The organism is Arthrobacter sp. AFG7.2 (genome assembly GCF_002892835.1).
Classification (GTDB): Bacteria; Actinomycetota; Actinomycetes; order Actinomycetales; family Micrococcaceae; genus Arthrobacter.
Map to the genome: position 1 here is coordinate 35,916 of NZ_PJMB01000003.1, position 22,085 is coordinate 58,000.

Annotated in this window: 21 protein-coding genes; 15 read left to right on the forward strand and 6 right to left on the reverse strand. The window is 66.5% G+C overall.

Going from position 1 to position 22,085, the window contains the following annotated elements; translation table 11 throughout:
• The first annotated feature begins 352 nt into the window (after positions 1 to 352).
• The 3 genes from CXX84_RS06660 to CXX84_RS06670 all read left to right on the forward strand — a co-directional run bounded on the left by CXX84_RS06660 (position 353) and on the right by CXX84_RS06670 (position 3,281).
• Positions 353 to 1,744 (forward strand): hypothetical protein, encoded by a 1,392-nt coding sequence (locus tag CXX84_RS06660; protein WP_102975927.1) that lies wholly within the window; start codon positions 353 to 355, stop codon positions 1,742 to 1,744.
• A 68-nt stretch (positions 1,745 to 1,812) separates the two neighbouring features.
• Positions 1,813 to 2,607 carry an endonuclease III gene (nth, locus tag CXX84_RS06665; protein ID WP_102976237.1) on the forward strand — a complete coding sequence of 265 codons (795 nt, stop codon included), beginning with the start codon at positions 1,813 to 1,815 and terminating at the stop codon, positions 2,605 to 2,607.
• Complete coding sequence (locus tag CXX84_RS06670) at positions 2,604 to 3,281, forward strand: NUDIX hydrolase (RefSeq protein WP_102975928.1); 678 nt, start codon at positions 2,604 to 2,606, stop codon at positions 3,279 to 3,281. Before nth ends, CXX84_RS06670 begins: the two co-directional genes overlap by 4 nt.
• A 3-nt stretch (positions 3,282 to 3,284) precedes the next feature.
• Here the strand turns inward: CXX84_RS06670 and CXX84_RS06675 are convergent, their stop codons facing one another.
• Positions 3,285 to 3,476 (reverse strand): YegP family protein, encoded by a 192-nt coding sequence (locus CXX84_RS06675; RefSeq protein ID WP_102975929.1) that lies wholly within the window; start codon positions 3,474 to 3,476, stop codon positions 3,285 to 3,287.
• 156 nt (positions 3,477 to 3,632) lie between these two features.
• A complete protein-coding gene (locus CXX84_RS06680; protein ID WP_102975930.1) occupies positions 3,633 to 5,351 on the reverse strand; it encodes a bifunctional 3'-5' exonuclease/DNA polymerase in 1,719 nt (572 codons plus the stop codon).
• A gap of 265 nt (positions 5,352 to 5,616) precedes the next feature.
• On the opposite strand from CXX84_RS06680, the gene ssd reads away from it, so the two are divergent.
• The 7 genes from ssd (at position 5,617) to CXX84_RS06715 (ending at position 10,664) form a co-directional block, all read left to right on the forward strand.
• Positions 5,617 to 6,681 (forward strand): septum site-determining protein Ssd, encoded by a 1,065-nt coding sequence (gene ssd / locus CXX84_RS06685; RefSeq protein WP_223253028.1) that lies wholly within the window; start codon positions 5,617 to 5,619, stop codon positions 6,679 to 6,681.
• The gene (locus tag CXX84_RS06690) at positions 6,678 to 7,913 is read left to right on the forward strand and encodes a TadA family conjugal transfer-associated ATPase (RefSeq protein WP_102975932.1); all 1,236 of its coding nucleotides are present in this window, start codon (positions 6,678 to 6,680) and stop codon (positions 7,911 to 7,913) included. Before ssd ends, CXX84_RS06690 begins: the two co-directional genes overlap by 4 nt.
• Positions 7,910 to 8,689 carry a type II secretion system F family protein gene (locus CXX84_RS06695; RefSeq protein WP_102975933.1) on the forward strand — a complete coding sequence of 260 codons (780 nt, stop codon included), beginning with the start codon at positions 7,910 to 7,912 and terminating at the stop codon, positions 8,687 to 8,689. The genes CXX84_RS06690 and CXX84_RS06695 overlap by 4 nt, the downstream gene beginning before the upstream one ends.
• Complete coding sequence (locus CXX84_RS06700; protein ID WP_102975934.1) at positions 8,686 to 9,303, forward strand: type II secretion system F family protein; 618 nt, start codon at positions 8,686 to 8,688, stop codon at positions 9,301 to 9,303. Before CXX84_RS06695 ends, CXX84_RS06700 begins: the two co-directional genes overlap by 4 nt.
• 142 nt (positions 9,304 to 9,445) lie before the next feature.
• Complete coding sequence (locus CXX84_RS06705; RefSeq protein WP_102975935.1) at positions 9,446 to 9,793, forward strand: DUF4244 domain-containing protein; 348 nt, start codon at positions 9,446 to 9,448, stop codon at positions 9,791 to 9,793.
• On the forward strand, positions 9,790 to 10,236 hold the full coding sequence (locus tag CXX84_RS06710) for a TadE family type IV pilus minor pilin (RefSeq protein WP_102975936.1): 447 nt from the start codon (positions 9,790 to 9,792) through the stop codon (positions 10,234 to 10,236). The genes CXX84_RS06705 and CXX84_RS06710 overlap by 4 nt, the downstream gene beginning before the upstream one ends.
• Entirely contained in the window at positions 10,233 to 10,664 is a 432-nt protein-coding gene (locus tag CXX84_RS06715) for an Rv3654c family TadE-like protein (RefSeq protein ID WP_102975937.1), read from the forward strand. The genes CXX84_RS06710 and CXX84_RS06715 overlap by 4 nt, the downstream gene beginning before the upstream one ends.
• A gap of 9 nt (positions 10,665 to 10,673) precedes the next feature.
• On the opposite strand, the gene CXX84_RS06720 is transcribed toward CXX84_RS06715, so the two are convergent.
• The gene (locus CXX84_RS06720; protein ID WP_102975938.1) at positions 10,674 to 13,049 is read right to left on the reverse strand and encodes a DEAD/DEAH box helicase; all 2,376 of its coding nucleotides are present in this window, start codon (positions 13,047 to 13,049) and stop codon (positions 10,674 to 10,676) included.
• A 64-nt stretch (positions 13,050 to 13,113) separates the two neighbouring features.
• Positions 13,114 to 13,806 carry a GNAT family N-acetyltransferase gene (locus CXX84_RS06725; RefSeq protein WP_102975939.1) on the reverse strand — a complete coding sequence of 231 codons (693 nt, stop codon included), beginning with the start codon at positions 13,804 to 13,806 and terminating at the stop codon, positions 13,114 to 13,116.
• A gap of 126 nt (positions 13,807 to 13,932) precedes the next feature.
• On the opposite strand from CXX84_RS06725, the gene CXX84_RS06730 reads away from it, so the two are divergent.
• A complete protein-coding gene (locus CXX84_RS06730; RefSeq protein ID WP_102975940.1) occupies positions 13,933 to 14,826 on the forward strand; it encodes a rhodanese-related sulfurtransferase in 894 nt (297 codons plus the stop codon).
• A gap of 10 nt (positions 14,827 to 14,836) precedes the next feature.
• Here CXX84_RS06730 and CXX84_RS06735 read toward each other — a convergent pair whose 3' ends face one another.
• Positions 14,837 to 15,373, reverse strand: a complete 537-nt coding sequence (locus tag CXX84_RS06735; RefSeq protein WP_223253001.1) for a hypothetical protein — start codon at positions 15,371 to 15,373, stop codon at positions 14,837 to 14,839.
• A gap of 107 nt (positions 15,374 to 15,480) precedes the next feature.
• The gene (locus tag CXX84_RS06740) at positions 15,481 to 15,963 is read right to left on the reverse strand and encodes a hypothetical protein (RefSeq protein ID WP_102975942.1); all 483 of its coding nucleotides are present in this window, start codon (positions 15,961 to 15,963) and stop codon (positions 15,481 to 15,483) included.
• 65 nt (positions 15,964 to 16,028) lie between these two features.
• On the opposite strand from CXX84_RS06740, the gene CXX84_RS06745 reads away from it, so the two are divergent.
• The 4 genes from CXX84_RS06745 (at position 16,029) to CXX84_RS06760 (ending at position 22,013) form a co-directional block, all read left to right on the forward strand.
• Positions 16,029 to 17,678 carry a methyltransferase gene (locus CXX84_RS06745; RefSeq protein ID WP_102975943.1) on the forward strand — a complete coding sequence of 550 codons (1,650 nt, stop codon included), beginning with the start codon at positions 16,029 to 16,031 and terminating at the stop codon, positions 17,676 to 17,678.
• Between the two features lie 124 nt (positions 17,679 to 17,802).
• Positions 17,803 to 20,532 carry a type I DNA topoisomerase gene (gene topA, locus CXX84_RS06750; protein WP_102975944.1) on the forward strand — a complete coding sequence of 910 codons (2,730 nt, stop codon included), beginning with the start codon at positions 17,803 to 17,805 and terminating at the stop codon, positions 20,530 to 20,532.
• A gap of 64 nt (positions 20,533 to 20,596) precedes the next feature.
• Positions 20,597 to 21,016, forward strand: a complete 420-nt coding sequence (locus CXX84_RS06755; protein ID WP_102975945.1) for an SseB family protein — start codon at positions 20,597 to 20,599, stop codon at positions 21,014 to 21,016.
• A gap of 7 nt (positions 21,017 to 21,023) precedes the next feature.
• Complete coding sequence (locus CXX84_RS06760) at positions 21,024 to 22,013, forward strand: Ppx/GppA phosphatase family protein (RefSeq protein ID WP_102975946.1); 990 nt, start codon at positions 21,024 to 21,026, stop codon at positions 22,011 to 22,013.
• Positions 22,014 to 22,085 lie beyond the last annotated feature (72 nt).

Below are 22,085 nucleotides of genomic sequence, written 5' to 3' on the forward strand. Positions count from 1 at the left end.
CCGCCTGGTCGACGTCGGGCACACCGGCTGGTCACGGACATTCCGCAAAGAGCTGTTCCGAAATCAAGACTAATGCTTGGCCGCGGCAGATGTGTGCGGTGTCACAGAGCAGCCCGTGAACGGCATTTATTAAGCGGTGAATGGTCTGCGGGAGGCCCTGGCCACGTCCCGGCGCTGCCTGCCCAGCTAGTGATCAGACCGGGTGTTGACTAGGCTGAGATGGAATTGTGACTTCACTTCGGACCGCTTCGGCCAGGCATCACAAGGGCTTTGGCCAAGCCGGAACCGCTGTTAAGACGGCACGATGTCGGGACCATACAGGGCCCGGTGCCGCCACGCTAAGGAGAGCAGAATGAACCAGCAAAGCTTCGGCCAGAAAACCGGCCCCGACACCGCAGGGGCCGGCAGCAGCACCGGAACCCTTGATGGGCCAGGTTTCCAGGCCTCCTCGGGCAAAGCTCCCACGGGGGGCAACGCTCCGAAGGCCAATGAGGCAGTGCTGGGTCCGTTCACCATCCGGGATGTGGCCGTGTTCGGAGGCACCCTGGTACTTTTCGTTGCCTCCCTGCTGCCGGTCTTTGGCGCGCGGTACAACCTGTGGAACCTCAACAACCTTTTCTTCCTGGGGCTGGGCATCGTCCTGCCCCTGGTTGTGAGTGCACTCTTCGCGGCGCGCAGGCTGGCCCCGGCCACGAAGATCCGGATCGGGTCCCTGTCCATTGACCAGTTCGCGTCCGTGGTTGCCTCCTTTGCGGTGGCCTTCTTTTTCCTCTCCGTGGCAGCCGCCTACGTGCCCAGCCTCATGGTGGGGCTCGTCGGCTCGCTGATTCTCTTTGCGGTGACTGTCCTGGGACGCTTCCTGCCGTATGTTTCCGGCGATTTCCAGGGCCGGGCCGAAGTTCCTGCCCACGTGGTGGCCCGCGAACCCGTTGTTCCGGTTCGCAAGCCACGTGCCCCCAAGGAAGTAAAAACTGAGACGGCGCCCCGCTCCAAAGAGTCGAAGTTGGGTGCGAAGGTTCTGTCCGGGGGAGGGTTGTTCGGCGGCGCCGGCGCAGGATCCTCGGCGGTCCAGCCGGGGTCTGAGGGACACCACGCTCCAGCCGGCCAGCCGGGTTCGCCCGCGCAGTCCAGTCCCGCCGGACAAACCCCTGCAGGCCATGCCCCCGCTACGGCAGCCGTTCCCACTGCAGCTGCGCCGGTATCGACCGCCCCTGAGGTCTCCGACTGGACGCCCGCAGGCGACCCTGGTCCTGCAACCCAGGCAGCCGACGTCGTCCGCCCGTCCTCGACGCCTGCCGCCGAGGAAACCCAGCGGGGCGACATCCCGGCTGCCGGCAGCGGCAGTTCCCCCGTTTCCGCTTCCCATGGCGACGGCGGCGAGCAGCCGGGCGCCACGTCCGGCCACGGTGCCGCGTCCTCCGGCCAGGGCGGGCAAATCGGCTGGGAGCCGCCGGCGGCCACCGCGGTACATCAGCAGATCCGTACTGAGGAGCCCATCGGCGCCACGGTTGATCCTTCAAGCCGCCCTGAAGAATCAGAGGAACAGCCCATCCATGAGGCCTTCTGGTTCGCCGTCGCGCAGCACCGTACCGCCTACGACCCCCGGACCGGGGCTCCTGCGTTCGTCGTCGAACCGGGCGGCTGGGTCCTGGCCCTCGAGGACCGGGGCCATGAGTTCCTGGTTCAGCACACTGACGGGCGGCTGGGCGTCCTGCGGGACCTCAGCAACATCGAGCGCGGCTGACCCCCATGGCCGGGGCCAGGGCTCGGAAGGCCGGCGGAGCGCAGGCCTCAGCCGGCCAGTCTGCAGGAATGCCCGTCGTCTCCGCCGAATCAGTGCTGGCACTGAAACGGCGGGCACGCCGGATCAACCGTGCCCTGGCCGGGAAGTACCCCTACGCCCACGCGGAACTTGATTTCCGCAATCCGTTCGAACTGCTCGTGGCCACGGTCCTTTCGGCCCAGACCACCGACGTCACCGTGAACCAGGTCACCCGAGTACTGTTTGCCCGCTATTCGGACGCGCGTTCCCTCGCAGAGGCGGATCCTGATGACCTGGAGACGATTCTCAAGCCCACCGGGTTCTTCCGGGCCAAGTCCAGGAACGTCATCGCCCTGTGCACCCGGCTGGTGGACGAATACAACGGTGAAGTGCCGGGGCGGCTGGAGGACCTGGTCACGCTGCCCGGCGTCGGGCGCAAGACGGCCAACGTGGTGCTGGGCAATGGCTTCGGGATTCCCGGTATCTCGGTGGACACCCACTTCGCCCGGCTCGCCAACCGCTTTGGCTGGACCAGGTCCGATGACCCGGTCCAGATTGAACAGGATGTGGCTGAACTGTTCGACCGGAAGGACTGGACCATGGTGTCCCACCGGGTGATCTTCCATGGCAGGCGGGTATGCCATGCCCGCAAGCCGGCATGCGGGGCCTGCCCGGTAGCCACCTGGTGCCCCAGCTTCGGGTTGGGCGAAACGGACCCTGCCAAGGCTGCGAAACTGCTTAAATACGAGCTCGCGCCGGGCAGCGAAGCCTTGCTGGAGCAGCTTCTCGCCGAGACCCACCGGGCCGCCGAAATCCGGATGGAATCCCAAAAGAGGACAACGTGAGCGCGCGCGAAGACCTGCTCAACCTTGCCCGCCAGGCTGAATCGGGAACAGCTGCCGCACCCGATCCGCTCTGGGCGGCCCTCACCGTGGATGCCGAACAGGCCAGGCGTGCGGCCGTCCTGATGCTCTTTGGCGTCCTTGATGACGTTCCGGCCGCTTCCGGCAAGCCGCTGGCACCGGCTGATCTTGACGTCCTCCTCCTGGAGCGCGCCCATACCCTGGGCTCCCACCCGGGGCAGATGGCGTTTCCGGGCGGCGCCATTGACGCCCGGGAAACGCCTGTTCAGGCAGCATTGCGTGAGGCCGAAGAGGAAACCGGCCTCAATTCAAGCGGTGTGGAAGTCCTGGGCACCCTGCAGGAGCTTGGCCTGGCCCACAGCAACTTCCTGGTGACCCCCGTGCTGGGCTGGTGGCATTCGCCGTCGCCCGTCCGGGTAGTGGACTACGCCGAGTCAGCTCAGGTCTTCCGGGTTCCGGTCCGGGACCTGCTGGACCCGGACAACCGCGTCATGGCAACGGTCCGCCGGGCCGGACACACCTTCGACAGCCCCGCCTTCACCGTGAACGGCGTGGTGGTCTGGGGGTTTACCGGGATTGTCCTGAACGGACTGTTCGAGCAGCTTGGGTGGGCGGTCCCGTGGGACCGGAGCCGCCTTCACCCGATGGGCGTCTAGTTTTCAGGCCTGCTGCTGCCGGAGATCCACCACAATTGCGGTGGCTGCGTTCTCCCGGACTGCCTTGATCCCCTCAAGCAATGTGTTGAGGGACTTGAACTTGGGTGATACGGCAACGGTGTTGCCCTCTGCATCTGTGAGCCGCAACTTGTACGACTCGTCGCCTACTCGATGAATTTCGAACCTGCCCGCCATAAGCCGGGACCTCCCCTGGTATGCGTCTTTGCATCAGCCTTTGACCGATCTGCCTCAGTCATTCCGTCGACTGTAGCCCGCGTCACGCAGCCTGGCGAACTACTCCCGGGTAGGTTACTTCCGGGGTCACAGCGGGCAGGCGCCCCGGCCGGGGAACTATTTGGCGTTGTCGTACGAGTCAACCACCGCAACACTGACGGGAAATTCCACGGGGATGGGCCCGAACAGGAGCTCCTTGGCAGCCCTGGCGGCGTCTTCGATGGCGGCAATGCATGCTTCCACCGCCTCTGAAGGAGCGTGGACCATCACCTCATCGTGCAGGAAGAAAACGAGTTCAGCGTTAACCTGGCCGTCTGTCCGCAGGGTGCGCAGCCGCCGTCGTAATTCCGCCAGCCAGCATGCCGCCCAGTCCGCGGCCGAACCCTGGACAACGAAATTGCGGGTAAAGCGTCCCCGCGAGCGGGCAATCGACTCCGCCCGGCGCTGCTCCTCGGCAGTGGCGGACCGCTGGCTTTGGAACCATCGTTCAGAGGGCGGGGGGCTGCTCCGGCCAAGCCGCGTGGTCACTGTTCCGCCGGCTTCGCCGGTGCGGGCGGCCTGCTCCACGAAGTCCACGGCCCTCGGATACGTCTTCGCGAGTTGCGGCATAAGGCGGCCGGCCTCGCCGGAGGTGGCACCGTACATGGCGCCCAGCAATGCCATTTTCGCTTTCGCACGGTCCCCGCCGAATCCCCTGGCAGCGACACCGGCATAAAGGTCCTGGTCCCGGGCAGCCTCGGCCATGGCTGGATCGCGGGCCAGGGCCACCAGGACCCGCGGTTCCAGCTGGGACGCATCCGCAACGATGAGCTTGCAGCCGGGGTCGGCGTGGACTGCGCCGCGAATCTGGCGCGGAATCTGGAGCGCACCGCCGCCTCGTGATGCCCAGCGGCCGGAAACCACTCCGCCCACCACGTACTCGGGGCGGAACCTGCCGTTGTCCACCCAGGCGTCCAGCCATGCCCATCCGTTGGCGGCGTGAAGGCGGGACAACCGCTTATAGGCCAGCAGCGGTTCGATGGCCGGGTGGCTGGACTCGCTGAGCTCCCACTTGCGGGTGCTCTTGACCTCGATCCCGTTGCGGTGCAGGGCCCGCATCAGGTCCTGGGGGGAATCCGGATTGAGCGTGGATGAATTCAGGAGCCCCCGCAGCTCCTGGTTCAGGGCCTCAAGCTTGGCCGGCCGGTGCCCCATGGGCGGGCGGGGACCGAGGTGGCCGGCGAGAATCTCCTCATGCAGGTCTTTGCGCCACGGGACACCGGCGTGCTGCATTTCGGCGGCAATCATGGCAGCGGCGGATTCTGCGGCCAGGAGGAGCTGGAGCCGGTTCCGCTGGTTCTCCTCCTGGCTGACGGCAGCCAGTGCCACCTGCTGGGCGGCGTATTCCGCGCGCAGCTCTTCCGCTGTGTGGCGGCTTTCCGGCCCGGCGGCGGGATCCTCGAACAGTGCACCCTGGTCCGCGGGGGGAGGCGGCGGCTGCAGCACCCTGGGCGGCAGCAGCGGGTCCTCGACCGGTGTCCGCCCGGCATTCATCGCATAGTCCGTATCCGCGGTGAACCGGGAAAAAGCCAAAATGTTGCCGCACAGGTTCAGGTCGTAGCACCGTTCCAGTTCGATGCCGGCTGCCAGCAGGGCCGGGTACCAGTCCTGCGTGCGGTGCCAGATCCACCGGGGCGGCTGCCCGTCCGGCCGGCGGTGTTCCAGCTCCTGTACGACGCCGGGCAGGTCACCTGTGCTGACCAGCCTGGGTTCCGGCGCGGATGGCCGGGGCTGTCCCGCCTGGGTGAGTTCCTGCAGGACCACGCCCTGGGGGTGGGCGGCGAGCAGCAGGTACATGGTCCCATTCTGCCTTGTGTCCGTCACTGCAATCGCACGGGGTCGTCGCGGCATGCGTGGGGGTGGGACGTGCTTTTCCACATACGGCCCTGCAGCCCTTACCGGTCTTCCTGCCGGAGTGGAGAGTGGCTTCATGAGCAGGCATCAGTTGAGTCCCTCCCACCCTGAACCGGGCCGTTCCGGTACCCATGGCAGGGCAGCAGGGACAGGCGCGCCAGGACGCTCCCGCACAGCCGGCGCTGCGGCAGCTGATGGGGACGCGTGGCTGCCGGAGGGCGGGGACGAGGTCCTGCTGGTGACATCCTCCGCGGTTCTCCGGGGTGAGGTAGAGCGGATCGTTGCCGCAGCGGGAGCCCAGCTTCGCATTGCTGCCAATGCCGCGGAGGGAGGCAGGCACTGGGATGGAGCGGCAGCGGTTTTAGTGGGAAGCGACATCCGTGAGCTGCCTCCACGCCGGCGGGCACCGGCGGTCCTGGTGGGTCTTGACGGCGAAGGCGACAGCCTTTGGCATCTTGCGGCTGTTCTTGGAGCAGAACGGGTAGCGGTGCTTCCCGACGCTGCCGCGTGGCTCGCCGATCACCTCAGCCGGTCCCGTTCGCCGGGTCCGGGGGGTCTTATCCTCGGTGTGACCGGAGGGTGCGGCGGAGCTGGAGCCACCACGGCAGCAGCGTGGATTGCGCAGGCGGCGGCCGGGCTCGGAGCCCGGGTGCTGCTGGTGGACGGTGATCCGTGGGGCGGCGGATTGGAACTGGCCCTTGCCGCCGAAGAACAAGCCGGATTGCGCTGGCCGGACCTTTCCGAGGCCAGGGGCAGCATCGATCCCGTCCAGCTGGCCGACTCCCTGCCTGTCGCGGGCGGGTTCTCATTCCTGTCCTGGCCCGCCAGCCGTGAGCAGCCCGTGCCGGTTGCCGCCGCTACCACTGCCGGGGTCCTCGACGCTGCCCGCAGGGGGTATGAGCTGGTTGTGGTGGACATTGGCCGGGGGACGGACCCCATCCATACATTCGCCTGGGACTGCGACCGCATCACCGTGGTGGTGCCGGCACAACTGAAGGCTGCTGTCGCTGCGGTGCGGCTGCTCCAGGAGTTTCCACCGGTGGAGGCAGCCCTCCTGGTCCGCGGCAGGCCTGGTGCCGCGCTGGACGCCACCCTCCTCGCCGACGCCATCGGACTTCCGGTGCAGGGGCGGGTGCCGGAGTTGCGCGGACTGGCCGCGGCCGTGGAAGCGGGCCGCCTGCTTGATCTGGGTAAACGCAGGAGCGTCCGGCATTTCGCTGCTTCCGTCCTCGATTTCCTTGGCGACGACCTCCCCGCGGGGGAACTGCAATGAACCAGCACGCCGTCCCTGGCGGACCCGGACCCAGTGACTGGCGCAGGCGCGAACGCCGCGCGGGGGCCCGCCAGGCAGTGGATGCAGGGCTTCTCGAGTCGGTGCGCGAGTCCATGATGGCCGATGCGGCGGCAGTGACACCCTCGCGGGTCGCGGCGGCAGTGCAGGCCACAGGGAAACTGTTAGGCACTGCAGGTTCACTTGCCGCCGTCGAACGGATCAGCGCGGAGCTGAATGGCCTGGGGCCGTTGCAGGGCCTTACACGTGACCCGGCAGTTACAGACATCTTTGTCAATGCCCCGGACTCCGTGTGGGTGGACAGGGGCCGGGGGATCGAGCGGGTCCCGGTGGCCTTTGAGAATGAAGTCCAGCTACGGGCGCTGGCCTGCAGGCTGGTGGCAGCAGGGGGCAGGCGCCTCGATGACGGTTCGCCCTGCGTGGACGTACGGCTGGCCGGCGGGTACCGCGTCCATGCCGTGCTGCCGCCCGTGTCCACGGCCGGTTCATTGCTCAGTATCCGAATCCGCCGTGAACGCGTCTTCACCATGGATGAGCTCCGGGAAGGCGGTATGTTCGGCACCGGACTCCAGACTGTCCTCGAGCGGGTGGTGGAGCACCGGCTGAGCTTCTTAATCAGCGGCGCTACCGGGTCCGGAAAGACCACTTTGCTCTCCACCCTGCTCGGCCTGTGCTCCCCAGCGGAGCGGTTGGTCCTGATCGAGGACGCGTCGGAACTGAATCCTGTGCATCCGCATATCGTGTCCCTGGAATCCCGCCATGGAAACCTGGAGGGCGGCGGTGAAGTGGACCTGGGGAACCTGGTGCGGCAGGCCCTGCGCATGCGGCCGGACAGGCTGGTGGTGGGTGAATGCCGCGGTGCCGAAGTCCGCGAGCTGCTCACAGCCATGAACACCGGCCACAGCGGTGGAGGCGGAACCATCCATGCGAATACTGCCACTGCTGTGCCGGCCCGGCTTACAGCACTCGGTGCGCTCGCAGGACTTGACCCTGATGGCGTCAGGCTTCAGGCCGCGAGCGCCCTGGACGTCGTCATCCATGTGGACAGGGCAGCCCGGGGCCGGGAAGTGGCGTGCGTGGGAACCATGGTGGACGGGCCGCGCGGGCTCACCGTCCTGCCGGCTTTGGAGAGTGTTAACGGTGCGGTAACCGCCGGTCCGGGCTGGCCGGCACTGGCGGAACGGTTGGGACTGGGACCGGGGGAGCCCGGATGATCCTTCTCCTTGCCATGGTCCTGGGACTGGCCGCGGTGCTGCTTGTCCGCCCGCCACTTGGTACTCCTGCCCGGTTGCGCCGTGCCGCGGGTACCCGCTTCACCCCGGCCGTCCGTGCACAGGCACGGGGCATGTTCGCAAGGAAACGGCGTGGCGCCGGAAGAGGAGCGGGGCGGGCGCGGTCTGCCCTCCCGCTGAATCTCGTCGTGCAGCAGTTGGCGGCACTGCTCAAGGGTGGCCGCAGCCCGGCCCGGCTTTGGGAGGAGATCTGGGAGGTTTACGGTTCCTCCGCTTCCCGGACGGAGGGTCTGTGCGAGGGATCCAACGCCATGCTGGCTTCGGCGCGCGCTGCGGCGGCCCGTGGCACTCCTGTTTCGGAGGCCATCCGACGGGCATTGCCGTCCGCCTTTCCCCGCCCGGACAGGCAAGCCCGCATCTGGTCGGAGCTTGCCGCCTGCTTTGACATTGCCGAGGCAAGCGGCTGTCCGCTGGCGGACGTGCTCTCAAGGTTCGCCGCGCAGCTTGAAGTGGAGGATGATGCGGACGCGGCCCGGGAGACTGCCTTGGCTGGACCCAAGGCCACTGTCAGCCTCCTCACCTGGTTGCCGCTGATGGGGCTTGGCCTGGGAATTGCGCTCGGCGTTGACCCCCTGGCCATCCTCCTGGGGACGCCCTGGGGACTGGCGGCGCTCGCAGCCGGAACCGGCCTGACGGTGGCCGGAAGGGTGTGGTCGGCAAAGCTGGTGGCTGTGGCGGCGGGTGCTGGAGTGCCATGACCACGCTCTCCCTGCCAACTCTCGCCCTCTTCGTTGTGCTGGCCGCAGCAGCCGCCCTGGCCGGGGCCGGCCGGGGCAGGCCAAGGAAGAGGCTGCTCTCCTCGCTCTCCACCACTGCGGGCCGCGACTCAGAGGCCTCCGCAGGCCACCAGGGCCGTCCACCTGCACGGGGACCCGATGGGCTATGGGACACCGCCATGATGCTGGAACTTGTGGCTGCCATGCTGGACGCCGGGTCGGGCATAGGCCGCTCACTTGAACTGGTCGCAGCCTCTGCATCCGGTAGGTACAGCAATGCTCTCAAACCGGTCGTGGCGGCCCTCGCCATCGGGGCCGACTGGGACACGGCATGGCGCAGCAGCGCGGTCCGCCTGCCGGAGGTCCTGGAACTTCGTGACGCCCTGGGGTTCGCGGCACTCACCGGTGCCCCCTCATCAGCGATTCTTTATGCACAGGCCGCCAGGATCCGTCGGGAGCGGTTCCGTGCGGCAGAAAAACGCGCGGCATCATTGGGCGTGAAGCTGGTGGTTCCGCTCGGCCTCTGTTCCCTCCCCGCCTTCATCTGCCTGGGCGTCGTTCCAGTGCTGCTTGCCTTGGTGCCCTCCGGCTCCTAGTGCACTCCAGCTTCTTCTCCTCCACAGGGGAGAACCGATGAGCTTTTCCACTTAGGAACCCCCGGGGCTTACCGCTTCAGGCAAGCCCCGGAAGAGTCGAGACAGCCGGTAACACCACCGGCCCAAAGGAAGGAAACACCACATGTCCTCTCATTACCGCCGCCACTATGCTGGCGGGGCTGCAGCCGCCACCGCTGCACGCTCAGATTTCAGGGAGCACCGCAGCACAGGCCACCACAGCGGCAGCACCGGTGGAAACACGGCCCTGCCCGCCAACGTCGTGGAACTTTACCCGGGCGCCGGCTCACCACTCACCCTCAAAGCACGTGTCCGGCTCATGGGGACCGAAGCTGGAATGGCAACGGCGGAGTACGCCATCGCCACGCTCGCTGCCGTGGGCTTTGCAGGATTGCTGGTCTTCATCCTCCGCAGCGAGGAGGTCCGTGGCTTCCTCCTCAACCTGATCCGCACCGCGCTGGCCCTGCCATGACCAGTGCGCCGGCCGTGCTCCGTGCTGTAAGTCCACTCGCCACCGCTCGTGCCGACGGGGCTGGGGGATGGCCTTGCATCACCTCCGGAGGACCCAGGGCAGGGGATTCGCGCGGTGCCGTAACGGCTGAATTTGCCGTTACGCTGCCTGCGGTCCTGCTGTTGCTGGCCATGCTGCTGACGGGTGCCTCTGCCGGGATCACGCAGCTGCGCCTGGAGGAGGGAGCACGTGCCGGCGCCCGCGCACTTGCACGCGGCGACGATACCGCCGCTGTGGAAAGAATCGTGCAGACCATGTCGGGAGGTTCAGCGGCTGCGGCAGTATCTGCTGAGGGCGGGTGGATCACCGTCACCGTCACCGACCGGGTGGGCGGCCCCCTCGGTTTGTCCATTCCCTGGCTCCTGACCGCGCGGGCCTCTACCCGGAGCGAGACTGCGGGATGAGCTGTTCCAGTCATCGGGAGGAACGGACGGGCGCCGCCGGGGACCCGCCAAGGGGTGCTGATGCAATCCCGCGCGGTCATGCCGCAGGCAACCGGGAACGCGGTTCGGGGACTGTCCTGGCGGCCGGCCTGGCCCTGGTGGTGATGATGGCCCTGGCCCTGCTGCTGTTGCTGGCGCAGTCAGCCGTCCTGGCCGGCAGGGCGGCAACTGCTGCTGACCTTGCAGCGCTGGCCGCAGCAGACGCCCTGCGAGGAGTTACGGACGGGGAACCCTGCACCGCAGCAGCGGAGGTGGCTGCCCGTCACGGGGCCACAGTCGTGAGCTGTATCGAGGGAACAGGGCAAAGCATGGAGGTGAGGACGGAACTCGACGAGCGGACCGTTTTAGGCGCCGCAACCGGACGTGCCCGCGCAGGTCCTCCACCATAGTTGCCCCGGTCAGCGCTGCGCTTCCAGGCTCAGGGTGCCGGCTTCGGTGGCGTTTTGGAGCAGGACATCGAGGAGGGTCACCGCCGCGGCCTTGTCCAGCGGGTTGTTTTTGTTGCCGCACTTGGGTGACTGGACGCAGGAGGGGCACCCGGAGTCGCACTCGCAGGCCTTGATGGCGTCGCGGGTAGCTGTCAGCCAGACCTTCGCCTTGTCGAAACCGCGCTCGGCAAAACCCGCACCACCGGGATGCCCGTCATAGACAAAAATGGTGGGCACGCCGGTATCCGCATGCAGGGCGGTGGACACCCCGCCGATGTCCCACCGGTCGCTCGACGCAACCAGCGGCAGCAACCCGATGGCTGCGTGCTCAGCAGCGTGCAGGGCGCCGGGGAACTGGGCTTCAATAAGTCCCGCAGTGCTGAGGGAGCGGTTGTCCACCACAAACCAGACGGCCTTGGTAAAGAGCTCGCGGGCTCCCAGCTCCAGCGGTTCCTCCCCGAGGATCTCGTTGGAGATCAGGGCCTTGCGCTGAAAGGAGACCACCTGGGTAGTGACTTTGACGTCCCCGAAGTGAACCGAAACATCACCCCACTGCACCGTCCGCTGGGTCTCCAGCACCTCAATCTGGGTGACGTCCCTGGCGGTGGTGTAGTAATCAGGGTTGGCCCGGCGGACCATGACGCAATGGTCGTCTTCGTTCAGGTCATCCACCACGTAGCTGTCTCCCTGGTGGATGTAAACAGCACCTGTGTGGGCCTGGTAGTGGGTCTGGGGGGAGTCCATCGTGCCAAGGAGGGAACCGGTCTCGGCGTCCACGATGCTGACCGGCCCGCCGCCGTCCGCCCGGAGGTTCACCATGGCCGCAGCGCTCTGCGAATGGGTCCAGAACCAGCCCGCGGGCCGCCGGCGGAGGTAGCCCTGGGAAACCAGGCGGTCCAGGAGTGCTTCGGCCGTGGCGCCGAACAGGTCGAGTTCGCCCGGCCCAAGAGGGAGTTCCGCAGCAGCGGCACACAGGTGCGGCCCCAGAACGTACGGGTTGGAGGGATCGAAGACTGTTGCTTCCACTGATACGTCAAAGATCGCCTCGGGATGGTTGACCAGGAAGGTGTCCAGGGGATCGTCGCTGGCAACGAAGGCCGCGATGGCATCCTGGCCTGCCCTTCCAGCCCGTCCGATCTGCTGGAACAGGGAAGCGCGCGTGCCGGGCCAGCCCGCTACCAGGACGGCGTCCAGCCCGGAGATGTCGATTCCCAGTTCCAGGGCTGAGGTACTTGAGACGCCCAGGAGCTGACCGGAGCGCAGGGCTCTTTCCACTGCCCGGCGTTCCTCCGGCAGGTACCCGGAACGGTACGCGGCCACTCGCTGCGGCAGGCTGGGGTCCACTTCATCCAGGAGGCGTTTGGTGATCGAAGAGATGGTTTCCGCGCCCCGCCGGGATTTGATGAACGCGATGGTCCGGATCCGGGCTGACACCAGGTTCGCCAGCAGGTCAGCGGTTTCGGCAACAGCCGTCCGCCGTTCTTTTGCACCGTTCTCACCCCGCACCTCGGTCAGTGCAGGTTCCCAGAACGCTACCGTCGTGGCACCGTGCGGGGAGCCGTCGCGGGACACGGCTTTGACCGGCGCGCCGATCAGCCGGGCGAAGGAGGCGTCAGGCTCGGAGGAGGTGGCGGACGCCGCAATGAAGACCGGCTCCGGATAGGCGGTACCGGCGCCGTAGTAGGCGCAGATCCTGCGCAGCCGGCGCATCAGGTTGGCCACGTGGGAGCCGAACACGCCGCGATAGCTGTGGGCTTCGTCGATGATCACGTAGCGCAGGCGGCGGAAGAACCCGGCCCACCAGGCATGGTTGGGAAGGATCCCGAAGTGCAGCATGTCCGGGTTGGCCAGGATGAAGTTGGCATGGTCCCTGATCCAGCGGCGGGACGCAGGGTCGGTGTCGCCGTCGTAGGTTTCCGCACGGACGGTGGGCAGCTTCAGGGCGCGGATGGCATTGAGCTGGTCTGCGGCAAGGGCTTTGGTGGGGGAGAGGTAGAGCGTCACGGCACCGTCGTCGTGGATTTTCCCGGGCTCGGCCAGGACCCGCAGTTCGGAGCGATGGATGGCGTCCAGGGCCGGCAGTTGGTAGGCCAAGGACTTGCCCGACGCCGTTCCGGTAGCCACCACAACGTGTTCGCCGCCGTGGGCGATGCTCGCTGCTTCCACCTGGTGGCGGTAGGGCTCCTGGATGCCCAGCGCCCCGTAAGCGGCAACCACGTCCCCGTGCACCCATAACGGCCATGCCTCATGCTCTGCTTCGCGCGCCGGGATGGTGCGGACATGACGGAGCTGTTCCGGGTCCGGGCCGCGACCCAGCAAGGGAATCAGGGAGTCATGGGGGTTCACCCCAACATTGTTTCACCCGGCGGGGTTTTGCAGGCCCCGGTTCGCCATCGGGGTAACGGGACGCTTAGCTGAGGGAAAGGTCCGAGCCGTCATGGGAAGCGGACAGCATCAGCACCTGGGAGACGGTGGTCCAGCCCAGGTGGGAATACAGTTTCTGGCCATCAGCCGATGCCAGCAGAAGGCCTTCCTGCACATCGTGCCCGAAGGCTTGGGCGGCGAGGGCCCGCATGATAAAACTCCCCAGGCCTCGGCGCTGGAAAGCAGGTTCGGTGATGATCCTGTCAAACACCGCGGTTTCTCCCACCACAAAAACCCGTCCGCTTGCCGCCAGCGTGTCACCGGACCGGACCTCGGCGTAGTGGACGCCGTTCTGCTCCCACGTCGAAAAAGTGAGATCGTCGTCGGACAGCCAGGGATCCTCAGCATCCTGGGTTTCCATATCCACGATCATCATGGCCTGCGAGTCAGAGGTCACGTTCAGTCCATGCCTCACCGCCAAAGAGCTGTACCGGGCGATGTCGTTGGTCAGGATGGTAAGGACCCTCGCCGGGGCACTCGCGGTCTTGTCGGCCAGGGCGGCGAACTCCTCGTCGGTGGGCTCGGAGGCGAAGAATTCCCACTCGCCGCTGGTGTCGGCCCGGAGCGCAGCAGGGAAGCGGCCCTCAGTGGATGTCCTGTAGCCGCGACACCCCGCCCAACCCGCCACCCACACTTCAAGAAGGCCAGTGATGTCTTCAATCATGGTTTCCGGACTCATGGCAAGAACACTATTCCAGCCCGAACACAAGCAACAGGGGGTGGCAGAGAGCTTATGCAATTGTGATGAGGCGCAAGCTCCGGCGGAGCCAAAAAAGCGCCTGACCGTGGCGGTACCCTTAAATACGTGTCTTTGAACCGAATTGTGCTTTTCTACGGCTTTACCCCGATCGCCGACCCCGAGGCGGTACGGCTCTGGCAGCGTGCGCTCTGCGAGAAGCTCGGGTTGACGGGCCGCATCCTGATCTCCAAGGACGGCATTAACGCCACCGTGGGCGGTGAGATCGGCGCTGCTAAGCAGTACGTCAAAACCACGCGTGAGTATCCGGGTTTCCGCGGCATCGACGTGAAATGGTCCGATGGCGGTGCGGAGGATTTTCCACGGCTCAGCGTCAAGGTCCGCGACGAAATCGTCTCCTTCGGTGCCCCCGGTGAACTGAAGGTTGATGCCAACGGCGTTGTGGGCGGCGGCAAACACCTGAAGCCTGAGGAACTGCACCAGCTTGTTGACGCCAGGAAACAGGCCGGGGAGGATGTGGTCTTCTTCGATGGCCGGAACGCTTTTGAAGCCCAGATCGGCCGGTTCAAAGATGCTGTCGTCCCGGACGTCGCCACTACCCATGACTTCATCAAGGAGCTTGAGTCCGGAAAGTACGACGAACTTAAGGACAAGCCAGTGGTGACCTACTGCACCGGGGGCATCCGTTGCGAGGTGCTGTCCAGCCTCATGGTGAACCGGGGTTTCAAAGAGGTCTACCAGCTTGACGGCGGCATAGTCCGGTACGGCGAAACCTTCAAGGACCAGGGACTCTGGGAGGGCTCGCTGTACGTGTTCGACAAGCGCATGCACCTCGAGTTCAGCGACGAAGCCAGGACCATCGGCAAGTGCACCCGTTGTGCAGCGCCCACGAGCAAGTTCGAGAACTGTTCCAACCCCAGCTGCCGTACCCTGACCCTGTACTGCGCCGGATGCGCATCCAGCCCGGAAACCCTGCGGTGCCCCGAGGGCTGCGCGGCCTGACTGACGGTCACTACAGGAGCCGGAGCCGGTAGGCGTAATTCGCGGCGGTGCTTGCCTCCACTTTGATGCTGAGGGCTGTTTCCGACGAGAGGTAGATGACGTTCTCCCGGTTGATCCCGCACCGGAGCCCCAGATCCACGAGCGTGAGTGATTCGCTGCGGACGGTGAAGGTCACGCGCCGCTGGCTCCGGCACGCCAGGGCCAGCGCGTAGGTTCCGCTTCCCAGCACGGGCGTGGTTTCGGTCCGGACCTCCCCTGCTGCCACCAGGCCAGCCCCGGAACCGGCCACCGGGTGACCGGTGTCGGGCAGGGTGCGGGCTGCCCAGGCACCAAGGTCGGCCTCGCTGACGGGGTCCCTCTGCAGGGGGTCCCGGGTGAATACCGGCCCGGGAAGGGGAGTCGCCTCGACCGGCCCTGCCAGGTTTCCGCCGTCGTCGTACGTATATTCGCAGCCGCCCAGCATCGTCCCGGCGGCCAGCACAGCAACGGCGACGGCGGCGCCCCGCGTCGGTGCGGTGTGCACCGGCGCCGCCCGCAGTGTAGCCATCCGCACTGGCACCGTCCGGCGGTTATAGTGCGCGGAGACTTTCCGCACGCGGGGCATAGTCAGACTGTATGCCTGCAGGCACCGTCCGGCCAGAGCCTGGCAAGCGGTTATTCTCCGGATGCCAGCCGGTAGGCATAGATGAGGGGTGAGTCCACGCTGGACGCGCTGATCTCCACGGTGCCGGCGGCAGGCAAGGTGATTTTGGTTGTCTCCCGGCTGCCATTGCAGGCGGCTCCGGCGTCGGCCAGCATCTCCCCGTCCAGGGATACGGCGAAGAAGGCCTTGCCGCCGCCGTCGCATGTTGCGGTGAGGACGTAGTGGCCCGCCGGCACATCCGCGGCCTCCCTGATGATCCGGTCCCGGTTGAGGATTTTGCCGGCATCCTGATTGACTGCTCCTGGCGCCGAAGGCAGGGCGGTGGCCTGCCACTGCGGCACGTCTGCGTTCTCAATGGAGACGACGGGGGAGCAACCGGCAAGGCCCAGGGCAAGTGCCGCCATCCCCGCGGCAGCACCGGACCGGGGCAGCAGGCGGAAGCGCCCTGCCGGCCGGAACGGGGCGCGCGGAAGGAGGGAAGTGCGGAAAGGCATGCCTCCACGCTACCCGGTGGAGGCAGGGGGCGGGCCCGGACGCCGGCCCGGACTAAACTTGGGCGGTGCCTAAATCCCCATACGAGTTCACCGCAGGGAACACCCTGGACACACCCCGCAGCGACCTTCCGGAACTGATGGCCGCGCTGGCCGCTGATGTGCGCCGGCTGGACTACACGCCCGACGGCGTCGCCCGCCTCCTGGGCCCAGCCGCCTCCGCTGCACTGAGCCGGGACCAGATCATCCCCGCCCTGCTGGCAGCCGACCGGGCTGTGCGGCGGAACGAAGCGAACGCGGCGCTCGCCGCCGTCGTCCGCCTGTGGCTCCTTGCAGAACCGCAGCCGAAGGAAACGCTCGACGCCGCCCTTCCGGGCCTTGGTGCCGATGGGCTCCTCGAGTTGAGGCTGGTGGAGTCCGTTCCCGGATCAGGGCTGCTGGCAGCTAAGTCGGATTTCCGGCCGTACGGCTGGGACGCCAACGAGGACGGCAGCGGCGGGGCGGAACTCTGGGTGGCCAGCGACCTCGCGGCGCACCAGCAGGAGGGCGTATTGCGGCACGATCACGTGCTCGGTATCGGCCAGGCTTCCACCACCCTGGTACAGACCACCATCCGCCGTCACACCGAACGCGCCCTTGACCTGGGGACGGGATGCGGGATCCAGACCTTCCACCTGCTGCACCATTGCGAACACGTCACGGCAACTGACATCTCGGCACGCGCCCTGGCCTTTACGCGCTTCAACATCCTGCTTAATGCTGAGGCGCTCTCTGTTGACCCGGACCGGCTCGAGGACCGGGTCAGCCTGCGGCGTGGATCGCTCCTGGACCCGGTGGCCGGCGAGGAGTTTGGCCTGGTGGTCTCCAACCCGCCGTTCGTGATCACGCCGCGGAGCGCCGGCGAGGACGTCTCCGGCCAGTTCACCTATCGCGACGGCGGCCTTCCGGGCGACGACATCGTGGCCTCCCTGGTTGCCGGCTTGCCGGGCGTCCTGGCCCCGGGTGGCACCGCGCAGATGCTCGGAAACTGGGAAGTGGCCGCCGGCGCTCAATGGCAGGAGCGTCCGAGCGCCTGGGTACGGCCGGGAACTGATGCCTGGTTCATCCAGCGTGAGCAGGTAGGGCCGGAGCAGTACGCGGAAACGTGGCTGCAGGATGCCTCCGAGGGCCGGGACCGGCAGCACTACAGGCAGGCCTACGCCGCATACCTCGCTGACTTTGAGTCCCGGAACGTGGAAGGCATCGGATTCGGGATGGTCTGGCTCCGCCGGCCGCAACGTCCCGGGCAGGAGACGGTCAGCCGGTTCGAGGAAATTGGGTACCCCATTGAACAGCCCGTCGGCCCCCACCTGGGCGCCGCCGTCGAACGTATGGACTGGCTGGCCGCCCACAGCCTGGAGGATGCGCACCTGCTCGTGGCGGAGGACGTCACCGAGGAACGCCACCAGCGGCCGGGTGCTGAGCACCCGGGCGTGATCCTGCTGCGCCAGGGTGCGGGCCTGCGCCGGACCAACCTGCTGAGCACAGAACTCGCGGGCTTCGTTTCAGCCTGCGACGGAGACCTGACCGCCGGCCAGATTGCGGGTGCGCTGGAGGCCCTGCTGGGCGGCGGAATGGCAGGGGAGGACGGGTTCGACGCCGGTTCCTTCCGGGGCGGGCTGCTCACCGACGTGGCCAATCTGGTCCGTGACGGCTTCCTGATCCCTGCTGCCGGATAAGGCGCGGAACCTCTTCCGTGCAACCCCCTTCTTTTCCACATGGATGCGCACATTTCGCCAAAATATGGTGAACTAGGCCAGTATGGGCGCATCTGCCCGAGCAACCTTTTTCTGTAGGAGCACCGTGCCAAGCAAGGCCAAAACCGGCAAGAAACTCGTGATTGTGGAGTCTCCGGCCAAGAGCAAGACCATCGCCAAGTACCTTGGCGAAGGCTTCATCGTCGAGGCCTCAATTGGTCACATCCGCGACCTGCCGCAGCCGTCCGAACTCCCCGCAGAGCTGAAGAAAACGTCGGTGGGCAAGTTCGCCGTCGACATTGAAAACGACTTCAAGCCCTACTACGTGGTGTCCGCGGACAAAAAGAAAAAGGTGACCGAGCTCAAGGCCGCGCTCAAGGACGCCGACGAACTTTACCTCGCAACCGATGGGGACCGCGAGGGCGAGGCCATCGCGTGGCACCTGCTGGAAGTGCTCAAGCCCAAGGTCCCGGTGTACCGGATGACCTTCGGCGAAATCACCAAGGAAGCCATCCAGCGCGCCATGGGCAACCTGCGCGATGTGGACACGGCGCTGGTGGATGCCCAGGAAACGCGGCGCGTCCTGGACCGGCTGTACGGCTACGAAATTTCCCCCGTGCTGTGGCGCAAGGTGGCCCGCGGCCTGTCCGCCGGCCGGGTGCAGTCCGTGGTAACCCGCATGGTGGTGGACCGCGAGCGCGAGCGGATGGCGTTCAAGGCGGCCTCGTACTGGGACCTCACCGGCCAGTTCGGCGCCGACGCCGGATCCTTCAAGGCCAAGCTTGCCGCCGTGGACGGCGCCAAGGTGGCCAGCGGCCGGGACTTCAACGACGACGGCGTCCTGACGTCGAAGAACGTCGCGCACCTGAACCAGGAACTGGCTACGTCCCTGGCGGCTGGGCTGCAGAGCGCCGAGTTCCGCGTCCGCTCTGTAGACACCAAGCCGTACACCCGGCGTCCGGCTGCCCCCTTCACCACGTCCACCCTGCAGCAGGAGGCGGGCCGCAAGCTGCGGTTCTCCTCCAAGAGCACCATGCAGGTGGCCCAGCGGCTGTACGAAAACGGCTACATCACCTACATGCGTACGGACTCCTCCGCGCTGAGCGACGAGGCCGTCACCGCGGCCCGCCGCCAGGCCTCCGAGCTGTACGGTCCCGAGTACATCCCGCAGTCGCCCCGCGTGTACACCGGCAAGGCAGCCAATGCCCAGGAAGCCCACGAGGCCATCCGCCCCGCCGGCGACTCGTTCCGCACCCCGGCGCAGGTGGCCAAGCAGCTCTCCGGCGACGAGTTCCGCCTTTACGAGCTTATTTGGAAGCGCACCGTGGCGTCCCAGATGGCTGACGCCAAGGGTTCGACGGCGACCATCCGGCTCGGTGCTGTCGCTGCTGACGGGCGCGACGCCGAGTTCTCGGCCTCCGGCACAGTGATCACGTTCCCCGGTTTCCTCGCCGCCTACGAGGAAGGCAAGGACGAAACCCGCGGAGACGATGACTCCGACGAAGCCCGCCGGCTGCCCAACGTGGCCAAGGGGGACGCCCTCAAGGGATCCGAAATCGTTGCAGTGGGCCACGAAACCTCGCCGCCGCCGCGCTACACCGAAGCCTCGCTGACGGCAGAGCTGGAAAAGAAGGGCATCGGACGCCCGTCCACATATGCCTCCACCATTTCCACCATCCAGGACCGCGGCTACGTCCGGAAACAGGGCTCAGCCCTGGTTCCGAGCTGGATCGCCTTCTCGGTGATCCGCCTGCTGGAGCAGCACTTCAGCGACTACGTGGATTACGAGTTCACCGCGGACATGGAAGGCGACCTGGACAAGATCGCCAACGGCCAGGCCGTTGGTGCCTCGTGGCTCCGGCACTTCTACTTCGGGGAAGACTCGGATCCGGGCCTGTTGAGCATCGTCAACAACCTGGGCGAGATCGACGCCCGCGAAATCAACTCCATCCCCATCACCGATGAGATCACGCTTCGGGTGGGCAAGTTCGGTCCGTACCTGGAAAGCTCCGCCGCCACCGTCGACCCAAAAACCGGCGAGATCGTGGAATCGGCGCGCGCCAACGTGCCGGAGGACCTGGCACCGGATGAACTGACGGCCGCCAAGGCCGTTGAGCTCATGGAAACGGCGGCGCCGGAGGAACGCGTCCTGGGCGCGGATCCGCACACCGGGCACACCGTCGTCGCCAAGAACGGCCGCTACGGCGCCTATGTCACCGAGATCATCCCTGAGATGACCGAGGAACAAATCGCCAACCAGCCGGTGGAGTACTACAAGAACGGCAAGCCCAAACCGCCCAAAAAGCCGGTCAAGGCCAAGCCGCGTACGGGCTCGCTCTTCAAATCGATGACTGTTGAGTCAGTCACCCTCGACGAGGCGCTGCAGCTGATGAGCCTGCCCCGCGTGCTCGGTGAGGACGCCGAAGGCAACCTCATCACCGTGCAAAACGGCCGGTTTGGCCCGTACCTGAAAAAAGGAACGGACTCCCGGTCCATTGGCTCCGAGGAGGAAATCTTCACCATCACGCTGGAGCAGGCGCTGGAGATCTACTCCCAGCCCAAACAGCGTGGTGCCCGTGCCGCAGTCCCGCCGCTGGCGGAGTTTGGTCCGGACCCGGTATCCGAGAAGAACATCGTGGTGAAGGAAGGCCGCTTCGGCCCCTACATCACGGACGGGATTACCAACATCACCGTTCCGCGTGCCACCGCCCTGGAGGAACTGACCCGCGAACAGGCTGTTGAGCTGCTCGCCGAGAAGCGCGCCAAGGGCCCGGTCAAGCGCACCACCACCGCCCGGAAGGCTCCGGCCAAGAAGAAGGCCACCGCGAAGAAGTAGCGGATGCGGCCCTCATGCAGCACGTATGTTTGCATGAGGCACCGGATCGTGATCGGGTAGAAGGATGACTGAACAGCCCGGAATTGATGACACCACTCCACTCAACGACCTCGAGGAAAAGCTGGCCCAGGGCGGAAAGCCCGATGCCAGTCCCGTGGACGTCATCCTGTCCTTCCTGAACAGCGAGGTCTACATCATCAGCTCGGACGGCATCGAGGGCGAGGACTCCCAAGTGGAGCCGCTGGTCCTGGGAAATGCCGACGGCGACCCCGTCCTGGCCGTCTTCTCGCACCCGAGCCGTGTGGACCAGCAGTACCTGGAGGCAGCACCCAACGTGCTGGGAACCCAGGGCGCAGCCATCATCGCCAACATCGGTGATGAGCTCGGAATGGTCATCAACCCGGGCGCAGCCTATGGTTTCGAGATCAACCCGGAGGGCGTCGCCAACATCAAACGCGACTTCAAGCGGGCTGACGAGGAATAATGGCAGCATGCGGCTAGGCGTCCTCGATATCGGGTCCAATACTGTCCATCTCCTCCTGGTGGATGCCCACCCCGGCGCGCGCCCGGTTCCCTTCGCGTCGCACAAACGGCCGCTGTCCCTGGTCCAGTACCTGGAGCCGGACGGCAGCATCAACGACGCAGGCCAGCACGAGCTCACCGAGTTCGTCCTCGAAGCCTGGGAATTCGCTGCCAGGCACAAGGCAGAGGACCTCCTGGCCTTCTGTACATCGGCGATCCGCGAGGCCACCAACGGTCCCGAGGTTTTGGCCCGGGTCAAGCACGAAACCACCGTCACACTGCAGGAGCTCACCGGCAGCGAAGAAGCATCCATGACGTTCTTCGCCGTCCGGCGCTGGCACGGTTGGGGTGCCGGGCCGATCCTGAACCTCGACATCGGCGGCGGCTCCTTCGAGATGGCCTTCGGCCAGGACGAGCTCCCGGAAGTGGCCACCTCCGTACCGCTGGGTGCCAGCCGGCTCACGCGGGACTGGCTCGCCGAAGACCCGCCCTCGGCTAAGAGCGTTAAGGAGCTGCGGCGGTACATCCGCGCCACCCTCAAGCCTGCCGTCCGGGAATTCGACGGACTGGGCCGGGCCAACGTGGTCGCCGGAACGTCAAAGACTTTCCGCTCCCTGGCCCGGATCGCCGGCGCTGCCCCCAGCGCGGAAGGCCCCTACATTAAGCGGGAACTGCATGCTTCCGACCTGGGGATCTGGGCCCAGCGCATTTCGGCGATGAAGGCCGAGGACCGGCTTCACCTGCCCGGCGTCTCCGAGGCGCGCGCCCACCAGCTGCTGGCCGGAGCCCTCGTCGCGGAGGCCGCCCTGGAACTGTTCAAATTCAAAAAGCTTCGGATCTGCCCCTGGGCCCTGCGTGAAGGTCTCATTCTGCGCCGGCTGGACCAGTTGGTGTTTTCCGGGCCGCTGGAACTGGCACCCCACGTGGCGCCGCGGCAGGCTGTCGAAGCCGCGGTTTAGCGCACCGCCGCAACGCCCGCCGGGAGGCTTAAAAGCGGAAGCACCGGCGCCGGCACCAGGAAAATGGGGGAA